Annotated in this window: 1 protein-coding gene and 1 pseudogene; one reads left to right on the top strand and one right to left on the bottom strand. The window is 45.7% G+C overall.

From position 1 onward, the window contains the following. Positions 1–307, bottom strand: a pseudogene (locus F6K38_RS40475) (hypothetical protein); the annotation flags it as partial. Positions 308–437: 130 nt separating this feature from the next. On the opposite strand from F6K38_RS40475, the gene F6K38_RS40470 reads away from it, so the two are divergent. Next, positions 438–1,559: an acyl-CoA dehydrogenase family protein gene (locus tag F6K38_RS40470; RefSeq protein ID WP_287360494.1), complete on the top strand. Its 1,122-nt coding sequence runs from the start codon at positions 438–440 to the stop codon at positions 1,557–1,559. Positions 1,560–1,984 lie beyond the last annotated feature (425 nt).

Genomic DNA, 1,984 nt, shown 5'->3' with positions numbered 1-1,984 from the left:
CGTAGAGGTAACCAAATACACCGAAGGGAGAGGTATTAACAATAGCGTTAAAGGTAGCTGGGTCACTAGGAGTAGCTAACACTAGTTGAGAGACCTGAGCTGCTTGAGTCTTAAACTGGTTCGGATGGCAACCTGTAAGGGTTAATAGACAAGATAGCACCAGCGCAACGGCTAGACGGAAGGGTCGTAAGATGTGTTGAAGAGGGAGTAGTGTGGGGAGTGTGGGGAGTGTGGGGAGTGTGGGGAGTGTGGGTAAGGAAGAAGTAGTTTTGGATAAGAGGATATCTTTAAATACATTTTTGATCATTGTCTTGATGCAGTCGCAAATGGTAACGGTATCGGGATTAAAATTTATATAGCAAGCGGATCTGGGAAAAAATCCTGTGTACCTCTTTAGGTTAGAAACCGCTATAGATTCAGAGTAACTAGAAAGGTTGATGCAGGTGATTAAACGGTATCCCGATAATGACCAACAAACCCTATTAGAGACAGCAGAGTCTTATCTAAGGGAATCCGTTGCTCCCTTGGCTTCAGAAATTGATAGTGCTCCTGAGGTGTTGGGAAAGGCTCTCTTGGGGATGAGCGTTCGCGTAGCGTCGGCAAAGCCGAATCGCACTTTCCTAGGGCTACGGATTCCGAAATCCTGGGGAGGTCTAGAAGTAAGTAGCACAACCTTTGGCTACTTCCAGCAACTGTTAGCACGGTATTCCGGTGCTTTGGCATTCTTGCAAATGCAACACCAGAGTGCTGGAGCAATGATCGCTTACTCTGAGAATGAATCGTTGAAGCAGCAGTATCTTCCCAAATTAGCTAAGGGTCAAATGCTAGTTGGTATCGGCTTTTCCCAAGTGCGACGAACAGGTAACCCACCGGTCAAAGCTATTCCGGTAGATGGTGGATATCAGATCAATGGAAAAGTGCCTTGGGTTACTGGGTTTAGCTTCTTTCAAGAGTTTATCATCGGTGCAGTATTGCCTGATGGTCGAGAAGTTTACGGTATGGTGCCATTTACTCCAACTTGCCAAGATGCAGGTGGTACTATTACCTTTAGCAAACCCATGGCACTGGCGGCGATGGAATCCACCAATACGGTTAGTGCTACCCTTACCGATTGGTTCTTACCTGAAGAACGTGTGGTCTCGATTGCTAAAGCAGGTGCAATTCACGACAATGACCAGAAAAAAGTTTTGTCTGCTGGTTTTTTGGCTCTAGGATGTGCCCAAGCTGGACTGGACATTGTAGCAGCGGCGGCCAAAACCAAGCAACTGGATTTTCTATACAATGCTTTTGAATCCCTCAACGGGGAATTGACTCGCTGCCAGACAGCCATGATCGAAGCAGCACAAGCAGATTATCAGACTTTTCAAGAACGGCTACAACTGAGGACTTGGGCAATCAACTTAGCAGGAAGATGTGCTCAAGCAGCGGTTACTGTGTCTAGTGGTGCTGCTAACTACAAACACCATGCTGCCCAGCGAGTCTATCGGGAAGCTTTGGTATTCACGGTCTCTGCTCAAACCACGGCTATCATGGAGGGAACTCTGGCTCGGTTGGTATAGCGCTACGCGCAAGTCCGTAAGTCAGAAGTCAGAAGTCAGAAGTCAGAAGTCAGAAGTCAAAAGTCAGAAGTTAAAAGTCAGAAGTCAGAATTCAAAAGTCAGAAGTAAGCTAGGACTAGGTTTCGGAGTTTATAAATGTCAAACATCTGAATGGGTAGTGCTATAAATGTTTCCTGTGGATGAATCCTGATTGACTGACTTAGAAACTCCTATACTCCCATATCTTGCCCTTGTGCCAACTTTGTGCTAAATCTCAACATCTAATCTAATTATGTAATATAATTGTATTATAAGAGGGCGTAGTGCAGAGGCAGTCACACCAGCCTTCTAAGCTGTGAACAAGTCGGCTTTGCTGAATCGCCCCCGCCGAATTCTGTCTGTGTAGTACAGCTTGTGTAGTACATACAACTATGGATATTACCCAA

The sequence above is a fragment of the Moorena sp. SIO3B2 genome (assembly GCF_010692525.1).
GTDB classification, from domain to species: domain Bacteria; phylum Cyanobacteriota; class Cyanobacteriia; order Cyanobacteriales; family Coleofasciculaceae; genus Moorena; species Moorena producens.
The sequence above is the reverse complement of the archived record's forward strand: the minus strand, read 5'-3'. Positions and strand labels throughout refer to the sequence as shown.

Bases quoted from the DNA above. Each gene is read 5' to 3' on its own strand.
- F6K38_RS40470 (WP_287360494.1), top strand. From the start codon at position 438: ATGCAGGTGATTAAACGGTATCCCGATAATGACCAACAAACCCTATTA.